At 35.9% G+C, this 18,184-nt stretch carries 14 protein-coding genes, 11 tRNA genes and 1 pseudogene; 3 read left to right on the top strand and 23 right to left on the bottom strand.

The window, feature by feature from the left end; all coding sequences use genetic code 11:
- Window positions 1-155: 155 nt before the first annotated feature.
- From ACQKP0_RS21655 to ACQKP0_RS21600, 12 genes are all read right to left on the bottom strand, one after another.
- A tRNA-Gly gene (locus ACQKP0_RS21655) sits at window positions 156-229 on the bottom strand.
- A gap of 17 nt (window positions 230-246) precedes the next feature.
- Window positions 247-323: transfer RNA gene (locus ACQKP0_RS21650), tRNA-Pro, on the bottom strand.
- Window positions 324-402: 79 nt separating this feature from the next.
- Window positions 403-479 (bottom strand) — tRNA-Arg (locus ACQKP0_RS21645).
- Window positions 480-490: 11 nt separating this feature from the next.
- Window positions 491-576 (bottom strand) — tRNA-Leu (locus ACQKP0_RS21640).
- Between the two features lie 57 nt (window positions 577-633).
- Window positions 634-718: transfer RNA gene (locus ACQKP0_RS21635), tRNA-Leu, on the bottom strand.
- 35 nt (window positions 719-753) lie between these two features.
- Window positions 754-829 (bottom strand) — tRNA-Lys (locus ACQKP0_RS21630).
- A 13-nt stretch (window positions 830-842) separates the two neighbouring features.
- Window positions 843-917, bottom strand: a tRNA-Gln gene (locus tag ACQKP0_RS21625).
- Between the two features lie 38 nt (window positions 918-955).
- Window positions 956-1,032: transfer RNA gene (locus ACQKP0_RS21620), tRNA-Asp, on the bottom strand.
- 99 nt (window positions 1,033-1,131) lie between these two features.
- Window positions 1,132-1,203: transfer RNA gene (locus ACQKP0_RS21615), tRNA-Glu, on the bottom strand.
- A gap of 19 nt (window positions 1,204-1,222) precedes the next feature.
- Window positions 1,223-1,313: transfer RNA gene (locus ACQKP0_RS21610), tRNA-Ser, on the bottom strand.
- Between the two features lie 2 nt (window positions 1,314-1,315).
- Window positions 1,316-1,390, bottom strand: a tRNA-Asn gene (locus ACQKP0_RS21605).
- A 75-nt stretch (window positions 1,391-1,465) separates the two neighbouring features.
- Complete coding sequence (locus tag ACQKP0_RS21600) at window positions 1,466-1,933, bottom strand: SprT family protein (RefSeq protein ID WP_427407903.1); 468 nt, start codon at window positions 1,931-1,933, stop codon at window positions 1,466-1,468.
- Between the two features lie 93 nt (window positions 1,934-2,026).
- On the opposite strand from ACQKP0_RS21600, the pseudogene cmpA reads away from it, so the two are divergent.
- Window positions 2,027-2,137 (top strand): annotated as a pseudogene (gene cmpA, locus ACQKP0_RS21595) (cortex morphogenetic protein CmpA); the annotation flags it as partial.
- 287 nt (window positions 2,138-2,424) lie between these two features.
- Here cmpA and ACQKP0_RS21590 read toward each other — a convergent pair.
- The 7 genes from ACQKP0_RS21590 to acpS form a co-directional block, all read right to left on the bottom strand.
- Entirely contained in the window at window positions 2,425-4,599 is a 2,175-nt protein-coding gene (locus ACQKP0_RS21590) for a Tex family protein (RefSeq protein WP_427407905.1), read from the bottom strand.
- Between the two features lie 380 nt (window positions 4,600-4,979).
- Window positions 4,980-5,381 carry an anti-sigma regulatory factor gene (locus tag ACQKP0_RS21585; RefSeq protein ID WP_427407902.1) on the bottom strand — a complete coding sequence of 134 codons (402 nt, stop codon included), beginning with the start codon at window positions 5,379-5,381 and terminating at the stop codon, window positions 4,980-4,982.
- A gap of 226 nt (window positions 5,382-5,607) precedes the next feature.
- The gene (ndoA, locus tag ACQKP0_RS21580) at window positions 5,608-5,958 is read right to left on the bottom strand and encodes a type II toxin-antitoxin system endoribonuclease NdoA (RefSeq protein WP_055741345.1); all 351 of its coding nucleotides are present in this window, start codon (window positions 5,956-5,958) and stop codon (window positions 5,608-5,610) included.
- Window positions 5,959-5,962: 4 nt separating this feature from the next.
- Window positions 5,963-6,244, bottom strand: a complete 282-nt coding sequence (locus ACQKP0_RS21575; protein ID WP_427407901.1) for a CopG family ribbon-helix-helix protein — start codon at window positions 6,242-6,244, stop codon at window positions 5,963-5,965.
- Window positions 6,245-6,405: 161 nt separating this feature from the next.
- On the bottom strand, window positions 6,406-7,560 hold the full coding sequence (gene alr / locus ACQKP0_RS21570; RefSeq protein WP_427407900.1) for an alanine racemase: 1,155 nt from the start codon (window positions 7,558-7,560) through the stop codon (window positions 6,406-6,408).
- A 306-nt stretch (window positions 7,561-7,866) separates the two neighbouring features.
- The gene (locus tag ACQKP0_RS21565; protein ID WP_427407899.1) at window positions 7,867-8,883 is read right to left on the bottom strand and encodes a LolA family protein; all 1,017 of its coding nucleotides are present in this window, start codon (window positions 8,881-8,883) and stop codon (window positions 7,867-7,869) included.
- A gap of 197 nt (window positions 8,884-9,080) precedes the next feature.
- Entirely contained in the window at window positions 9,081-9,434 is a 354-nt protein-coding gene (gene acpS / locus ACQKP0_RS21560; protein WP_427407898.1) for a holo-ACP synthase, read from the bottom strand.
- An 81-nt stretch (window positions 9,435-9,515) separates the two neighbouring features.
- On the opposite strand from acpS, the gene ACQKP0_RS21555 reads away from it, so the two are divergent.
- Complete coding sequence (locus ACQKP0_RS21555; protein WP_427407897.1) at window positions 9,516-10,115, top strand: rhomboid family intramembrane serine protease; 600 nt, start codon at window positions 9,516-9,518, stop codon at window positions 10,113-10,115.
- 220 nt (window positions 10,116-10,335) lie between these two features.
- Here the strand turns inward: ACQKP0_RS21555 and ACQKP0_RS21550 are convergent, their stop codons facing one another.
- The 4 genes from ACQKP0_RS21550 to ACQKP0_RS21535 all read right to left on the bottom strand — a co-directional run bounded on the left by ACQKP0_RS21550 (window position 10,336) and on the right by ACQKP0_RS21535 (window position 15,900).
- Entirely contained in the window at window positions 10,336-11,796 is a 1,461-nt protein-coding gene (locus ACQKP0_RS21550) for a DEAD/DEAH box helicase (protein WP_427407896.1), read from the bottom strand.
- A gap of 399 nt (window positions 11,797-12,195) precedes the next feature.
- A complete protein-coding gene (locus ACQKP0_RS21545; protein WP_427407895.1) occupies window positions 12,196-13,575 on the bottom strand; it encodes a UDP-N-acetylmuramoyl-tripeptide--D-alanyl-D-alanine ligase in 1,380 nt (459 codons plus the stop codon).
- A gap of 45 nt (window positions 13,576-13,620) precedes the next feature.
- Entirely contained in the window at window positions 13,621-14,706 is a 1,086-nt protein-coding gene (locus ACQKP0_RS21540; RefSeq protein WP_427407894.1) for a D-alanine--D-alanine ligase, read from the bottom strand.
- 426 nt (window positions 14,707-15,132) lie between these two features.
- Entirely contained in the window at window positions 15,133-15,900 is a 768-nt protein-coding gene (locus ACQKP0_RS21535) for a hypothetical protein (RefSeq protein WP_427407893.1), read from the bottom strand.
- 928 nt (window positions 15,901-16,828) lie between these two features.
- Between ACQKP0_RS21535 and ACQKP0_RS21530 the strand changes: the two genes are divergently transcribed.
- Window positions 16,829-18,127 carry a hemolysin family protein gene (locus tag ACQKP0_RS21530; protein ID WP_427407892.1) on the top strand — a complete coding sequence of 433 codons (1,299 nt, stop codon included), beginning with the start codon at window positions 16,829-16,831 and terminating at the stop codon, window positions 18,125-18,127.
- The last annotated feature ends 57 nt before the right edge of the window (window positions 18,128-18,184 follow it).

The raw sequence follows: 18,184 nt of genomic DNA, 5'->3' as shown, positions 1-18,184 counted from the left end.
GAGCCAGGATCAAACTCTCCAAAAAGATGTTTGATATAGCTCATAAAAAGTTAATTAATTGACGTTTCGTTTTGTTCAGTTTTCAAAGATCAATCTATTACATTAGCAACTTTTTTATCTTGACATTTCTGTTAATCAATGTCAAGAGTTTTTTTTGGAGCGGGTGATGGGAATCGAACCCACGACAACAGCTTGGAAGGCTGTAGTTTTACCACTAAACTACACCCGCGAAATATAAAATTATAATGGTCGGGAAGACAGGATTCGAACCTGCGACCCCATGGTCCCAAACCATGTGCTCTACCAAGCTGAGCTACTTCCCGGCTTAGATATTAGAGGTTAAATAAAGATATTTGTTTCGAAGCAATACTTTATATATACTTTCAACTTCGTTTCTATAGATGGCGCGCCCGAGAGGAGTCGAACCCCTAACCTTTTGATCCGTAGTCAAACGCTCTATCCAATTGAGCTACGGGCGCATTTTTTATATTGGTGCGGCCGAGAGGACTTGAACCTCCACGGGGTTGCCCCCACTAGGCCCTCAACCTAGCGCGTCTGCCATTCCGCCACGACCGCATAAAAAAGCGACATAAATTATAGTAACAAACAGCTAGATAAAAGTCAAGATTTTTTTGGTGCGGGTGAAGGGAGTCGAACCCCCACGCCTTGCGGCGCCAGATCCTAAGTCTGGTGCGTCTGCCAATTCCGCCACACCCGCATTATGGTAAGTTATTTTGCTTAAGCAAAAAACTTTGGTGAGCCATGAAGGACTCGAACCTTCGACCCTCTGATTAAAAGTCAGATGCTCTACCGACTGAGCTAATGGCTCAAAAATAAAAAAATGGCTGGGCTAGCTGGATTCGAACCAACGAGTGACGGAGTCAAAGTCCGTTGCCTTACCACTTGGCTATAGCCCAATATTTTTTTTAAAAACTAAAGTACATTTACTTTAAAATGGCGGTCCGGACGGGACTCGAACCCGCGACCTCCTGCGTGACAGGCAGGCATTCTAACCAACTGAACTACCGGACCAATTTTGTTATAAATATTTATCAGAATTAACAAGTTTAAACTTGTCTAGCTGCAGCACCTATCGACTAGCGGATGAGCAAGGTACTTCGGCTTTTCTGATGACCCGTACGGGATTCGAACCCGTGTTACCGCCGTGAAAGGGCGGTGTCTTAACCGCTTGACCAACGGGCCACGTAATTTTTGAACTTTCTGGCGGAGAAGGAGGGATTTGAACCCTCGCGCCGGTTACCCGACCTACACCCTTAGCAGGGGCGCCTCTTCAGCCACTTGAGTACTTCTCCAATGGCTCCGCAGGTAGGATTCGAACCTACGACCGATCGGTTAACAGCCGATAGCTCTACCACTGAGCTACTGCGGAACGACAAATCATCTTGTCGACTCTTAAAATTATAATTAGAATTATATTAGATGTCAACTAGTTTTTTGATTTTTTTTAAGCCTGCGTTTTTATCTTTAACTTTATCTTACTTTTACATTTTCCACAGACATAGCGACTAACATCAATTCTTTTTTTTCGCTTAAATATTGTACTACATTCAGTACAGACATATACATAAATTGTTCGTGCTTTTTTCATTGATTCATTTTTAAGTGGTGAACAAAATCTCGGTGCATCAACTTCTATTAATAATTTTTTAAAGTCAGCATCACGGTGCTTATATCCTTTTCCTTCAAGGTGCAGGTGATAATGACATAACTCATGCTTAATGATCCCGATCAATTCTTGCTCCCCAAATTGATCATAATACTTCCGATTTATTTCAATATTATGTGTGCTCAACAAATACCGTCCACCCGTTGTACGAAGTCTTGAATTAAATATAGCATCATGCTTAAAAGGCTTTCCAAAGGAATATATTGATATTTTTTCAACTAAAGCTTGAAGCTGTTCATTATTCAATTCAATTCCCCCCTTTTAACTCGAAACAAGACAACCTATTATAGCATATATTAGGTATTAACCTACTTATGCACAGGAGGGGGATATGAGCTAATGCCTACTTGGTTTCAAAATCAAATGCGCCGGGCTTTTTGTGAGAAAGATCGATATCAAATAAAGCTTCTAAATCAATGCTGGTTCTTCTATCAAAATAAATGCTGCTCAGAACAAAAGCGCAAGCGCCTTGCTCATCGGCGTACGGATTTCGTAGTCTTCGACTGAGATAAAGGAAACACGGTGAGGTAGTTCACGAGCCGCTGTTGACTTATCGTAGGGAGGAGACGGAGAAATCTGCTAGCCGACGGCTGCTTGCGCTAGACGTAAACCTGGCTCTTCATAAGCTAATCCACAGTGCGAATATTTTATAATTTCCTAAACGATAAAAAATCTATGTCTTAATAACAATAGAAAAAAGGCGTGTAAAAAATACACGCCATTAATAAAGCAATACACTAGTCATTTAACATGGTTAACGATAATCTACCTTTTTGTAAATCAACTTTTTCTACCCATACAGTAACAATATCACCTAATGAAACGACATCTAACGGATGCTTCACAAATTTATTACTAAGCTTAGATATATGAACTAGGCCATCCTCTTTTACTCCAACATCTATAAAGGCTCCAAAATCCACTACATTTCTTACTGTACCTTGCATTTCCATGCCTACTTTTAAATCTTCCAATTTTAAAATATCTTTCTTCAACAAAGGTGTTGGTAATTCATCACGCGGATCACGTCCGGGGCGGTTTAAAGCATCAATAATATCCCGGAGTGTCAACTCTCCGATACCTAGTTGCTGGGAGAGATCGGAAATTGAAAATGAAGCAATGGATTTTTTTAACTTTTCCGTTCCAATATCTGCGGTTGAACAATTAATCTTATTTAATAATGTTTTTACTGCATCATAATTTTCTGGATGTATGGGTGTTTTATCAAGCGGATCATCTCCATCAATAATTCGTAAAAACCCAATACTTTGCTCATATGTTTTCGATCCCAACCTCGGAATACTCTTTAGTTGTTTTCGGTTATTAATTTTACCTGTCTCATTTCGAAATTTAACAATGTTGTTAGCAACTGATTTACTTAAGCCGGAAACATATTGTAATAATGAGGAGGAGGCTGTATTTACATTTACTCCAACTTGGTTAACAGCGGTTTCTACAACAAAGGTAAGAGATTCGTTTAATTTTTTCTGGGAAACATCATGCTGATATTGTCCCACTCCAACAGATTTCGGATCAATTTTTACTAATTCCGCTAACGGATCTTGTAATCTCCTTGCTATCGAAACGGCACTTCTTTCTTCTACTTGCAAATCCGGAAACTCTTCTCGGGCAAGATCAGATGCAGAATATACACTTGCCCCTGCTTCATTTACTATTATATAAGAAATATCTTCAGACACTTCTTTTAGTATTTCTGCTACAAATCGCTCAGTTTCTTGAGAAGCAGTGCCATTTCCAATCGCAATGATTTCTACCTTAAATTGCTTTAGAATTTGAATGAATTTCTTCTTTGCTTCTTCTGGTTTTGCTTTTGGAGGATGCGGGTAAATCACATCAATATTTAATACTTTGCTCGTTTCATTTACCACAGCAAGCTTACACCCTGTACGATAGGCAGGGTCGACACCAAAGACAACTCTTCCTTTTAATGGCGGCTGTAATAAAAGATTACGAAGGTTCTCAGAAAAAATATGAATAGATTGATCTTCCGCTTTTTCAGTTAGTTCATTACGAATTTCTCTTTCAATAGAAGGCTGTATTAAACGTTTATACCCATCATCTATAGCCTCTTTCACATAGGCAGATACACTGGAATGTTCACTTTTTATGATTTTACGATTAAGTTCACCAATTATTTTTTCTATGTCAGGTTGAATGGATACACGAAGAACTTCTTCCTTTTCACCACGATTTAAGGCAAGAATTCGGTGGGGTACAATTTTACGTACCGGCTCTTCATATGCATAGTACATCTCAAAAACCTTTTTATCGTCTTTTTCTTCTTTTTTTACGGTTGATGAAATGATTCCTGTTTTAAAGGTTTCTTTACGAATCCAATCTCGATGGGCTGCATCATCTGATATCCATTCAGCAATTATATCCTTTGCTCCAGTAAGAGCATCTTCTACAGTATGTATTTCTTTTTCATCAGATATATATCTTAAAGCTTCTTCGTGAATATCTTTGTCTTGCGGGAAAGTCATCATCCATTCAGCTAACGGTTCTAACCCTTTTTCTTTTGCTATGGTTGCTTTTGTACGTCTTTTTTGTTTATAAGGTCTATATAAATCTTCAACAATTTGCAGCTTATCTGCACTTAAAATGCTTTTCTTTAGCTCTTCTGTTAATTTTCCTTGTTCATCAATTAAGCGAATAACTTCATCTTTCCGTTGTTCAAGGTTTTGAATATAATTCCATCTATCCATAATTGCCCTTATTTGGACTTCATCTAATGCCCCTGTCATTTCCTTTCGATAACGAGCGATAAACGGGACTGTATTTCCTTCCTCAAGCAGTGATATCACATTGTGAATCTGCTTTCCAGAAAAATTAAGTTCTTTAGACAATCGATGTTGCAATTGTTTTTTTATTTCGATCGTTTGTTCAACCATATTTCCACCTACTTTTCTTTTTATAAGGCTCTTTTCATAAACTTTGTTGCTTTTTATAACAGAGTAAAAATCTGCAGAGATTTTACGCAGTAAATATCTAGTAGGATTTTTACGGTTGTTTACTGCTATCAAAATGAGTGTGGGATTAAGAAAAGAGCACGTAGCAAATTTATTTAAGGATTTGAACTATGTACGAAAAACCACCATCTATGCAAAAACAGCCTTTTATATCGAAAGCATCTTAACATGTATATATTCTAACATTTTCTTTATAAAAGGAAAAAGCTTGCTATCGCAAGCTCACAATAATAAAGGGCATAATATCTATCTTTATGAAAAAATTACTTCGCCATTTTAATTTCTGTAAAAATTCTACTCCACTACCGGAGCCACTTTGTGGAAATAACAGTTGTCCCTTTATTAGGCGTAGAAACAATATCGAATTCATCCATCAAACGTTTAACACCTGGTAAGCCTGCACCTAAACCTTTTGAAGTAGAAAACCCTTCTTCTATTACCTTTTGGATATCTTCAATCCCAGGACCATTATCTTCAGCAATAATTTTCAAACCTGTCTTTCCGTCCTTGAAGACCTTTTCTATACAAATTTGTCCTTGACCAGCATAAAGAAAAATATTTCTTGCTAATTCACTTATAGCAGTAGTAATTCTTGCTTGGTCAACTATTCCAAAGTGCAGCTCTTTTGCAGCGTTACGTCCTAATTGACGAACAGAAACGATGTCCCACTCGTTTAATATTTTTACGCAGGATTGAACTTCCATTAGTTAATCCCCCAGTTTTTTGTTGTTTTATCTCCAAATCATTATCTAGGTCATTTGTAATTAGGGCAATAGGTCAATTTACCCAATAATTTTAGTCGGTATTATTAGAACTATGTTCGTTAAGATTGTTAAAAATCTTAACGCCAATTTTAATATGTTGTAACCCTGGATATATGTCTTAAATACAAAAAAAGAAACCCTCTTTATAATGTGAGCGTTTCTTGTTTTAAAATTCTATAAGTCCTAAACTAATTTGCAGTGCATCGTCCACTTTTTCCATCATTTCTTCATCTAGATGTGTGATTTTGTCTGTTAAGCGTTGTTTATCAATTGTGCGAATTTGTTCAAGCAAAATAACAGAATCGCGTTCAAAGCCATAACGCTTTGCATCAATTTCTACATGTGTTGGAAGTTTTGCTTTTTGGATTTGCGCTGTAATGGCAGCAACAATTACAGTGGGACTAAACCGATTCCCAATGTCGTTTTGTATTACTAGAACAGGACGGACTCCTCCTTGTTCGGAACCGACAACAGGGGAAAGGTCAGCAAAATACACGTCACCACGCTTAACAATCAAAGGACTAACCTCCGCTTACTAAGCGTTCTACTGTATGTTCTGCTTCGTATTCTGCTTGAATCGCCTCAGATGCTATTGCTAAATTTATTTTAGCCATTTCCATGTAGCCGCGTCTCATTGATTCACGAATTTGTCTCTTTTTACGCTCACGAAGATACATCTTTGTAGCGCGATAAATAAATTCATTACGATTTACATTCTCTTGTTCAGCAAATCCATCAAGTTCTAATAATAGTTGTTGCGGTAACCGAATTAATATTTCCGTTGTTGCGCTGGATTCAGACACAAACTACACCTCCACCAATCACTACACACCGATTCTTAAATACCAATTTAATAATACCATCAAATTAACTATATGCAAAGATAAATTGTGCATTCCTAACTATTATCGCCATAAAAATCTACCAATTATGCATGTAATTATATAATTAGGGATTTTAGTGATTATAATAATCGATTTACTACTTCAACAATCTTTCCATCTTGAATATAGACTCTCGGAATCCTTGTTGAAGTTATACATGGGATTTCATAATTAATTGTTTCGAGCTTCTTAGCTATCTCATCTATTGTAATCGATTCATTCCCTTGTTTTCCAATCAACGTAACAGTTGTTCCTACTGCAACAGGGTGTGAAAGTCTAACCATACATTGATCCATGCAAATACGTCCTACGATCGGGACTCTCCTTCCTTCGACTAGAACCTCTTGACCTTGTAATTTACGAAGCCATCCATCTGCATAGCCTATAGGCAATGTTGCTATCCATTCCTCTTTTTCAGTCTTATAAACGGAACCATAGCTAACTCCTTCTCCTGCTTGAACTTTTTTTACATGTACAATTTTTGTATGCAAAGAGAAAACCTCATGTAAAGGAAAAGGCAGTATTTTTTTTATTTCTTCTGATGGAGACAATCCATACATAGCGATTCCATATCTAACAGCATTAAATTCAGATTGATCAAATCTTAGGGCTGTAGCACTATTAGCACAATGAATCAATGGAGGTTTTTCATCTAACGCTTCAACCATTTCTTTAAAACGATGCAGCTGCAATTTATAATAATGATCATCAAGTTCATCAGCAGTTGCAAAATGGGTAAAAAGCCCCTCAAATTGAATGCATTCTGAATGGCGAATAAAGGTTTCGACTTCTTTTAAGTCCTTTATTTCCCTAACACCAATTCGCCCCATACCGGTATCACATTTCACGTGTACAAGCAGCTTGTCTTTATTTAGAAAACTCACAGCCTCTTCCAGCCATTCCCTTTGGAAAACAGTTAATGCAATTCCATGTTTAGCAGCTACAGGGGCATCACATGCTCGACTTGCACCTAATACTAGAATCGGAGACTGAATCCCACTATTTCTTAATGAAATAGCTTCGTCAAGAAAGGCAACTGCTAAACCGAATGCACCTGCTTGTAAAGCTGTTTTGCCAATTTGTACATCACCATGTCCGTAGGCATTTGCTTTTACGACTGCAAATATTTTCATTTCACTAGGCAAGTGATTTTTAATTAATGTAACGTTTTCTGTTAATTGATCCAAATTGATTTCTACCCAAGTATCTCGAAAAAACGGAGTTACTTTGCTCATCAAATCCACTTCCTAATTCCATTAAATGTGCATGTTCAAAAAGGAGGACAAAAAGAGCCGAGAAGTTCGAGGAAACGCGAGACTCTGAGCACCGGAGCGTATGCTAATAATACGTGAGGAGCGGAGCAGCAAGTTGACGAAGAAATTCGCCAGCTATTTTTCCCGGACTTTTTGAACAACCTCTTAAAGATCTTATTCATTCCCCATTAAATCATATTATTTACAAAAAAGAAAACAGGTTCTAGAAAATGAACCTGCTGCATCTGAATTTTTATTTATGAGCTTGGAGTTAATTTGGAATTAAAATTATTTTACAGGCTCTGATTGTACTGATTGGGCAACTTCAATTAATTCACTTTCTGATAAATCCTTAGAAGCAATCATATAGTCCACCCCATCATTTGTCCAAGAAATTGAATTACTTGTTAATGCTCCAACAGCAAATCCTAAGTCAACAATTTTACCATCTACTTGTGTTGGAAGCATCATAGCAGTTGGAACAAATTCCGCTTTTTCTTGAATCATTGTAAATGATTTGTCTCCTGTGTACGTTAAAACAACTCGTTTTCCATTTCCAGTATTGATTTCATTCTCATCAAGGAGATCCATATTACCAATATTAGCAGTTGGATACTTCACAGTAAATTCATTACCCTCTGGTTTTGCATTTACAGGAATTTCAAGTTTCGAACTAGTCAAATTCTTGTCTGTATCAAATGCATTATCATCAAATTTCGCATTGAACTCTACTTTAGTGAATTCTACAGAGACTAATGTTTTACGATCAGTATCCATCACTTTTACCCTTTCAGGGGATAGATTCTTTTTATTAAAAATAATTTCTTGATAAGGTAGCATTTTATTATTTTGGTATCTTGTTTTCGTTTCAAAGACATATTGATCCTTTGTCGATTTAAATTTTGCATCCTTATCCATTAATATATCCTTTACAAGTGATTCGTATAAATAAGCTTGACTACTATTTTTGGGCCAGTCACTTTGAAATTTATAGCTTTTATTAAGTGCAGGGGTTAAAACATATACCCCTTCTTTATTTCTCAATATCATTTGGCTTTGTTCTTTTTTGTCATTTTTCAAATGAACTCGGTAAAAATTTGGTTTATTATACCAAATTTCAATATCGTATGTTTGTGGTTCATTCCCCATTTGCAAGGTCATTTTTGCTTTAGCCTTGTACCCCTTCATTTCCCCCATCTTTTCATTTAAATGCTTAACTACATCTTCTTGCGATTTGGATCCACAAGCTGATAGTACTAAAACTGCTGTGAGAGCCACAACAAGCATCCAAACCTTTCTTTTCATCCCTTCAACCCCTTCATAGTGTGATTTTCGTTGGTGAAGAGAAAGGCAAGTTTTATCATTTACCAAAGTTCCATTATGCTTTAATTTTTTTGTAATTGATACGAACTTATAGAAATGTTCAAATAAGCCTTGTCTCTCCTATCGCACTATGAATATATGAGACAACCTAAAGGAATATGCAAATGGGTTAGTATTTTTCAGGTTGCTTCTATAACGACTTGAGCAGCTGCGTAATCTCTACTATGTGTAATAGATAGATGGACACCGATTTCTCTTGGTTTTTTAAAAAACGGCTTTCCTCTATCATCGACTGCAATCTCCATATCTTGGAGAGACAGATCCTTACCAATACCTGTTCCAAATGCTTTGGAGAAAGCTTCTTTTGCAGCAAACCTGCCCGCTAGAAATTCAGATTTTCTAGATTCCTTAATGGTCTCATAGTGTTCTAACTCTTTTTCAGTTAATATTCTTTTCGGAAACTGTGATTGACGAATCCTTAATTCATGTATTCGATCGATCTCTATTATATCTATTCCAATCCCCTGAATCATTTTACCAACCCCTTCTATTGTACAAAAATGTTGCATACATAATATGTAAAAGTATTAATCTTTCTGAAAGGAGTTTCCATGATGTTTATTCGTAACGAGAGTTTTTCACGGTATGTGAGAAGCTATCCAATCATTAGCACTATTATTTTACTACAGTTACTCTTATATATTATGAATTTTATCCCTTTTATCCCTTATAAATTCATCTTTCAAAGTTTAGCTGGGGTGAATTTATATATTGCTGAAGGGGAATATTGGCGTCTGTTTACCCCTATTTTTCTCCATAGTAGTTTTTCACACTTACTCTTTAATTCCCTGTCGCTTATTATATTTGGTCCATTCTTAGAAAGATCACTCGGAAAATGGATTTTCTGTTGGTCTTATCTTGTTTCTGGTTTTATTGCAAATATCGCGACCTTCATGCTTCTACCACTTACTTATATGCATGTGGGTGCTAGCGGAGCTATATTTGGTCTATTTGGCATCTATTTAGCTATGGTCCTATATAATAAACGTAGAATGAAAAGAGTTAATCAACAAATTATTATACCTATTATAGTTATTGCCCTCGTTATGACCTTTTTTGAAACAAATATAAATGTAACTGCACATATTTTTGGGCTTATTACGGGACTTTTACTAGGATTATGGTATTTTAGTATTCGTAAATCAGAATACTAGTAAACTCGAAATTGCGTAAGCACCTTGATTAGCCCCTACAAGCAAATATTTTATAATTTCCTAAACGAAAATAAAAGCAACCGGACATCACTCCGATTGCTTTTGTTTAGCAAGCTCTATTTTCAATGAGGAAGAAATCAATCCTCCTCTTTATTATCCAGCCTGATAATCGCTTACTCTTTTTTAGGCCCCGTATTACTTATTTAATATTCGATTTTACTTATTTAGATCGATTATGATCTCTATTGAATTCTCTTCTGCCAGATCTTTTTGGCTTCCGGCCGCCATTTCCGCCTTTATTACTATTATATGAATGTTTCCCACGTCTAGAAGAAGAAGACTTTTGTCCATCCTTTTTCATCGGAAGAGGACGTTCCTCAGTTATGTGGACAGGCGTTTTATCAGGTTCTTTTGTCATCAGTTTTAGAGCAGCTGCAATGATTTGTGCCGCTTCATTTTCTGCCAATAATTCATTCGCTACCGTTACATACTCGTTAAGATTGCCTTCTTTAACTACTTCATTAAGCTTCTCCATAGAGACACGAATTTGGCCTCCAAATGCTTCATCCCAAGTTGGAGGACGCATTGGTGTCATTCTTTTTTTCGTAGTTTGTTCAACAATCTTTAGATAGCCCATTTCACGCGGGCTGACAAATGTGATTGCCATTCCTTCCTTACCAGCACGCCCTGTTCGGCCAATTCGGTGAACATAGCTTTCTGGATCTTGAGGAATATCATAGTTATATACATGTGTGACGCCTGAAATATCTAATCCACGAGCAGCAACGTCTGTTGCTACTAAAACATCAACTTTCCCGTCTTTAAATTTCCGTAGAACAGATAAACGTTTAGCTTGGCTAAGATCACCATGAATACCTTCTGCTAAATATCCTCTTAGATTTAAGGCATTCGCTAATTCATCAACACGACGCTTTGTACGTCCAAATACAATAGCAAGTTCAGGTGATTGAACATCAATTAATCGTGAAAGGACATCAAACTTTTCTTTTTCATGTACTTTTACATAATATTGTTCAATTAAAGGAACAGTCATTTCTTTTGCTTTTACCCGAACCAATTCAGGGTTATCCATAAATTTTTCAGCAATTCTACGAATAGGATCCGGCATCGTTGCTGAGAAAAGTAATGTTTGACGTTCTTCAGGGACACTAGATAAAATAGATTCAATATCATCAATGAATCCCATATTTAGCATTTCATCGGCTTCATCAAGAATTAATGTTGAAACTTGATCAAGCTTTAATGTACGTCGTTTGATATGATCAAGAATTCGACCTGGTGTACCAACAATAATTTGTGGTCCCTTTTTTAACGCTCTAATTTGTCGTTGAATATCTTGGCCACCATAGACTGCTAATACTTTCGTTCTTGCATCGTAGCCAATTTTATACAATTCTTCTGATACTTGAATCGCTAATTCACGGGTAGGTGCGATAATTATCCCCTGAATGTTTGGATTTTTAATATCAATTTTTTCAATGAGCGGAATTCCAAACGCTGCTGTTTTTCCAGTTCCAGTTTGCGCTTGCCCAATAATATCTTTACCTTGTGTACTTAAAGGTATGGTTTTTGCTTGAATAGGTGATGCCTCTTCAAAGCCCATTCTCTTCAATGATTTTAATATAGAGGGGCTTAAATTTAATTCTGAAAAATTCGTCAATGCTTCTCATTCTCCTTTATAACTAAACAGGGCCAATAAACCTCGTTTCCCCGAAATAAAACAAAAAAAGATACTCTTTTTTAAAACAGCTTTGTTAATCAGCAATGCTAAAAATTTTCCTGTAGGGAATGTAAGAGCGTTCTATCAGTATAACTAGCCGAACGTTTACCTTACAGAATATAAATAGCACATAATTATTTAACCAAGCCTTATTAATAAAGAGTTACGGCAAAAAGTGTAAACGATGTATGGTTATGTTACCATTAATAGGTTGAGATTTCAACGCGAAGAAAATCCCAAATTGCCTTCTCTTTTAAGGAAACGTTAGTTCTTTATATAGTATTCCCTTTTTATAATAAAAATAAATAGTAATAATCATATTTGTTTTTTTGTGATGTTTTAGTCTTTTTTTATGGCTTTAACTATTTCTTCAAGCTTCATGCCCCTAGAACCTTTTACTAGTATCCATTCGTCTCCCTTTATAACCGATAGTAATGATTGAATAAGTTCTTGTTTGTCCGAAAATGCAAATACATTATTATGAGAGAATGAAGTCTTTGCACTTTCTGTAATATTTTTCGCTAGTTCTCCATAAGTGAAAACATATTGAATTTTTTCCGGGTCCAATTCCTTACCTATTTCATAGTGGAACTCTCTCTCATTGTCTCCAAGCTCTAGCATGTCACCGAGAACAACAATCTTCCCAGCATACTGATCTAGACTTTCTAGCATATGAATAGCTGCTTTCATTGATGTTGGGCTTGCATTATAAGCATCATTAATTATTTTTGTTCCACGAATTCCTGAAAGCAGCTCCATTCTCATTGCAGACAACTTTAACTTTTTCAACCCTGCTTTAATCTCTTCCATAGTGAGATTTAATTCAACCGCTGCCAAGATCGCCGCCAATGAATTTTGCACATTGTATTCACCTAGTACAGGGAGAAAAAAATTGATTTCAGGTGCTATATTGACAGAAAATACGCTCCCGTCTTCATTTTTTTCAATTGACAAAGGGTATATATCATTAGTTTCCGCTTTACCAAATGTTTGAACTCGAAGGTGGTTATAGTTGTCTGCCCTTTCTTTCAAAAGCGGCTCATCACCAATATAGATAAATAATCCATCATTAGATAATCCTTTTGTGATTTCTAATTTTGCTTCTGCAATTGCATCTCTTGAGCCAAGATCTTGAAGATGTGCTTCACCAATATTTGTAATGATTGCAATATCTGGTTTAGCCATTTGAGTTAAGAATTCAATTTCTCCTCTTGCACTCATTCCCATTTCCAGGACAGCAATATCGGTATCTTCATGTAAAGAAAGGATAGTAAGAGGAAGGCCAAGATGATTATTGAAATTACCTTCAGTCTTTTGAACTTTATATTTCTCACTTAGCACAGATGTTACCATGTCTTTTGTTGTCGTCTTCCCATTACTCCCCGTAACACCCACTACTTTTACCTGAAGCTCATTACGGTAGCTTCTTGCTAAATCTTGAAGAGCCTTTTCTGTATCTTTGACAATAAGGATTGGTAATTGGGCAGGAGGATTAGGAACATCCTCTTGCCATAATGCACATGCCGCACCAGAATTTATTGCATCCTCTACTAATTGGTGACCATCAACATTCCGGCCTTTGAAAGGTATGAAAAGATTACCTTTTTGAAGTTTACGTGTATCAATGCATACACCATCTATCATCGTTTCAGCAAATCTTGTTACATCATTTTCAACTTGCATCATTTCGGTTAACTGACCAATCGTTCTTTGAATCATCCGCTTTTCCTCCACTAGAAGAGCATTTATATTAATAAGTTCATATTAAACTGTATGTTTTATATTTTGTTTATCCTCATGACGCTCTTTCGCAAGTTCTATTAATCGTTCAATCAATGCTGGATATTCTACCCCACTATGTTTCCATAGAAGCGGGAACATGCTTACAGGTGTAAAACCTGGCATTGTATTTACTTCATTAATTAGAATCTTGCCGGAGCTAGTAACGAAAAAGTCTGCACGGACTAAGCCAGAACAATCTAAAGCCTTAAATGCATTGATTGCCATAGACTTTAATTCTTCATAAACACTAGCAGGAATTTCCGCTGGAATAATTAAAGCTGTATCCCCATCCTCGTATTTGGCCTTATAGTCGTAAAAGTCTTTCTTAGGTACAATTTCGCCTGGAACAGAGCATTCCGGATCATCATTTCCGATAATTCCTAATTCAATTTCTCTGGCAACGACACCCTCTTCAATAATAATTTTACGATCAAATTTAAAAGCTTCTATAAATGCTTGTTCTAGTTCGTCTCTGTTTGTACACTTACTAATCCCTACACTTGAACCTAGGTTTGCAGGTTTTACAAAACAAGGATATCCCAGTTCCTCTTCAACCTTTGTATATGAAGGTTCACGGTTATTTTCCCAAGAACTACGAATAAACCAAACGTATTTTACTTGTGGGAGACCCGCTTGTTCAAATAAATTTTTCATTATTACTTTATCCATTCCCGCTGCTGAAGCAAGAACCCCGTTGCCAACGTATGGAAGGTTAAGTAATTCTAGCATTCCCTGAACAGTTCCATCTTCACCATTTGGTCCATGTAAGAGAGGAAATACAATATCATATGTTGGATTTCCTTTAGAACCCGTAGAATCCTTGACTAGAGAGGTTGATAATGCATTTGGAGCAATGATTTCACCATTTGAAAATTCTAGTGCTTTTACATCTTGGATAGGACCTGAAATTTGCGGACCTTTCACCCAATTCCCATCTGTATCAATAAAAATAGGATCTATATCGAACTTTTCAAAATCAAGTGCTTGTATAACTGCTTTCGCTGTTTGCAATGACACCTGATGTTCCGCAGATTTTCCACCATAAAGTAAACAAAGTTTGGTTTTCATGTTAAACCTCCATCATTAAGAGATACTTCTATTTTATCATTTTCATTGAAGAATCATTTATTTTCTTAGATATTAGTAATATTTCCCCATCGAATCATGACATTCACCTAACATAATCTATGTAAAAAAATAATCTCATGTTCCTAAAACAATTTAGTATAACGGTAATAATATTAGCTCAAAAAAAAGAAAGAATCACGCTTTTTTTAATGTTTCCCAAAAAAATCGAAATGCGCAAGCGCCGCAGCTCTAGCGTACGGATTTCGTAGTCTTCGACTGAGATAAAGGAGACACGGCGAGGAACGAGTCGATGCCCGCTTATCGTAGGGAGAAGACGGAGAAATCCGCTAGCCGATAGGCGCTGGAGCTAGACAATAAGGAACCCATCGACCCAAATGTGTCGATGGGATTTACAATGAATAATATCTATTTCACAAATGCTTTCCATTCTTTTACTTTACGATCAAAAACAATCTTCCCATCTAATGGACGGTTATACAGCCCCTCGTATTCCTCGTACATTTCGTCCATATCATAGTAGTCTCCTATTATCCAAATAGGAATCTCCACTGAAGCTCGAGTATGTATTGCCCTCTCAATTGAAATAATCATGCCTTCTTTCATATCTTCGATAAAGGGATAAAGAATTTCTATAGGAATCGATGGTATTTCCTTTTTCTTTTTAAGCCCAAAAAATGTTTTCTCTCCCTTTTCATTTAGTTTACTTGAAATGGATACACCAAGGGTTTTGTAAAAGTCATCAAATGAACGATAGTATGTCTTATTAAACCATCCATCGTCATGAGATAAATAGACAAAGCGATTGTTTAATTTTCGATAAAACGGAAGGCGCAGGTGCGTTTTTAAATGACTTAAATATAGTAACTCAGCTATTTCCTGACCGTCTAAACGGTTTAATGCCTCCTCATCTTCAAAATCAACCCAACAGAAATCTCCATATTCATACACATCATCTTCAGAAAGCTTTGGCATCGATTCAGAATCAACATATTCAAGTAGAGTATGAAGATTAAAATTCCCATCATCAAATTGATGTCGAAGAAGCAGAAGGTTTGGTAAATCAGAAAAGGCATGATAAAATTCATGAAATTCAATCCCATAAGACAAAACATATTGGTCGACAACATTCATATGGGCATAGATGACTCCCCGATTTGCTACACGATTTTTCAAATGAGTTCCCTCCGATTAAGAAAAGCGCAAGCGCCGTAGCTCTAACGTACGGATTTCGTAGTCTTCGACTGAGATAAAGGAAACACGGTGAGGTAGTTCACGAGCCGATGTTGACTTATCATAGCGAGGAGACGGAGAAATCCACTAGCCGATAGGCGCTGGAGCTGGACATGTTGAAATTTATACAATCTTATCGTAAAAAAACAGCTTCATTTATTGAAACTGCAAATAAGTCCATTTTTTATAATCTTATTTTACCAAATTCTTTAAATAAATCCCTAAATATTTTTTTATTTTTCTTTAGGCTCTTTTCTGAAACATTGTTGCTTTCTGTAACAAAGTAAAAATCGGCAGAGATTTTATTAAGTAAATATCAAAGATTTTACGAAGTAAATATCAAAGATTTTACGAAGTAAATATCAAAGATTTTACGAAGTAAATATCAAAGATTTTACGAAGTAAATATCTAGTAGGAATTTTTACGGTTATTTACTACTTTCATAATGAGTATGGGATGATGAAAAGAGCGCGAAGCCTATTTGTTTAAGGATTGGAGCTATATACGAAAAGCAACAGGTTAAAATCGGCATTAGGATTTTAACAATCTATGCGAAAACAGCCTTTCTTTATGTCGTTTCATTTTATAGCTAACCTTTATTTTTTTAGTATTCTGCACAATTTTCGGGAACATTATAAAGTGAAACTGCAAATGTAAGGAGGTGCCTTTCTTACTTATGAAGGAAAAGGGGCGGAGCGCCGCTACCTAATTCAGCAATTACGGATAAGTGTTCATATTCATACTAAAATACCGTAATAAAATAGTTTATCTTCGCTCTGCTCTCACCACCTTATTAGAAGAATTCTAATTCCTTCATGCTATATAGTAAAGAAGAATATCGACTCTATATAGATCTTGTAAGAAATAAATATGCCAATATTTAATCTTTTTATTATAATTGTTCTAATAGCCATTACTGCATTTTTTGTTGCCTCCGAATTTGCCATTGTCCGTGTACGCACTTCGAGAATCGATCAATTAATTGCAGAAGGTAATCTGACTGCATTGACAGTAAAAAAAGTGATTTCTAATCTTGACAGTTACTTATCGGCTATACAGTTAGGGATTACAGTTACTTCATTAATTTTAGGCTGGTTAGGTGAGCCCACGGTTCAATACTTTCTTTCACCGATTTTTGAAAAATTAGATATCCCTGTTTCACTATCAAAAGTACTCTCATTTATTGTTTCATTTGCACTTATTACTTTTTTCAATGTTGTATTGGGCGAATTAGCTCCTAAAACGTTTGCCATCCAAAAAACTGAATCGATTACTTTATTCGTTGCTAAACCGTTAGTTTGGTTTAATCGTATCATGTATCCATTTATATGGACATTGAACAAGTCATCCCGTTTAGTTACTAGATTAGCTGGACTCCAACCAGCATCTGAAAATGAACTAGCTCCTTCTGAAGAAGAATTAAGAATTATATTGTCAGAAAGCCTAAAGAGTGGAGAAATAAATCAATCAGAATATAAGTATGTCAATAATATCTTTGAATTTGATAATCGAATTGCTAAAGAAATTATGGTTCCCCGCACAGAAATAGTTAGCCTAGAAAAAGAGGCTACCATAGATGAAATATTAGAAATTGTGAAGATCGAAAAATTCACCAGATACCCTATTACAAATAATAGGGATAAGGATAATATCATAGGGCTCGTTAACATAAAAGAAATACTAACAGACTGTATATTTAATGAATGTCTTGAAAAAAATCCGATAGAAAAATACATTAAACCCGTTCCAAGAGTTATCGAAACTGTTCCTATCAAAGGCCTTCTTGCAAAAATCCAGAAAGACCGAACACATATGGTAATATTATTAGATGAATATGGCGGAACGGCAGGATTAGTTACTGTGGAAGATATCCTTGAAGAAATTGTCGGTGAAATTCAAGATGAATTCGATGCGGATGAAATTCCGCTCGTTCGTAAAGTAAATGATTATCATTATATTTTCGATGCTAAGGTATTAATTGAGGATGTAAATGATCTTTTAGGAACACATATCTATGATGAAGAAATTGATACACTTGGCGGATGGCTGCTTACAAAAAAATACGATTTAAAAAAGGGAGATATTGTCTTAACAGAGGATTATGAATTTATTGTTTCTGATATGGAACAATCACATGTTCAATATGTGGAGGTTAAAAAGATACAATAGCTCATCTTTTTGATCATCATTTTTAATCTGTTCCCTTATCTATCCGCGAAATTAAAA

Source organism: Heyndrickxia sp. NPDC080065 (assembly GCF_050281185.1).
Taxonomy (GTDB): domain Bacteria; phylum Bacillota; class Bacilli; order Bacillales; family Bacillaceae_C; genus Heyndrickxia.
This window is presented reverse-complemented; position numbering and strand designations above follow the sequence as displayed.